Origin of the sequence: Hyphomicrobium sp. 2TAF46, from assembly GCF_052114865.1 — a bacterium.
Lineage (GTDB): Bacteria > Pseudomonadota > Alphaproteobacteria > Rhizobiales > Hyphomicrobiaceae > Hyphomicrobium_B.
Genome location: NZ_JBFRFO010000033.1, coordinates 1 through 567 on the forward strand (window position 1 = coordinate 1; position 567 = coordinate 567).

General features: G+C 71.4%; 1 protein-coding gene. It reads left to right on the top strand.

Annotation, left to right across the window (positions count from 1 at the left end; genetic code table 11):
* A partial coding sequence (locus tag AB4Z24_RS22530; protein WP_441711896.1) for a filamentous hemagglutinin N-terminal domain-containing protein occupies nucleotides 1-567 on the top strand: 567 nt, incomplete at both ends.

Consider the following 567-nt stretch of genomic DNA (forward strand, 5'->3'; position numbering starts at 1 on the left):
GCTCTGGCGCTGGCGTCGCCGGGGGCTGCCGCCAATCCGCTGGCGAGCGGGAACAACCTGCCGACGCCGTCGGCGGCGGCGATTGCGGCGGCGCAGTCCGGTCAGCAGGAGGCGGCGCGGGCGGCGCGGGCGGCGCAGAACRYGYTGCGGCGGGCGACGCTCGCCGTGCAGGCGCAGCAGGCGAGCCAGGCGGCGGCGCGGAGCGCGGCGCAGCTGCAGCTCAACGCCCTGCCGAACCTGGTGCCCAACGGCCTGGCCGGCCTCAAGATCGGCACCGGCGTGACGCGTCCGGACGGCACKATCGAYGCGKCGCTGTGGAAGGGCGCCAMCCTGCCGACCGAGTTCACGGACGGCGATCGCAGCAAGGTCGGCATCAAGCAGACCGAGCAGAAGGCGATCCTGACCTGGGATACCTTCAACGTCGGCGGCAAGACCGACCTGACGTTCGACCAGCAGGGCAACCGCAATTGGGTGGCGTTGAACCGCGTGCTCGGCACCGACGGCAAGCCGAGCCAGATCCTCGGCAACCTCAAGGCCGACGGCTCGGTCTATGTCATCAACCAGAAC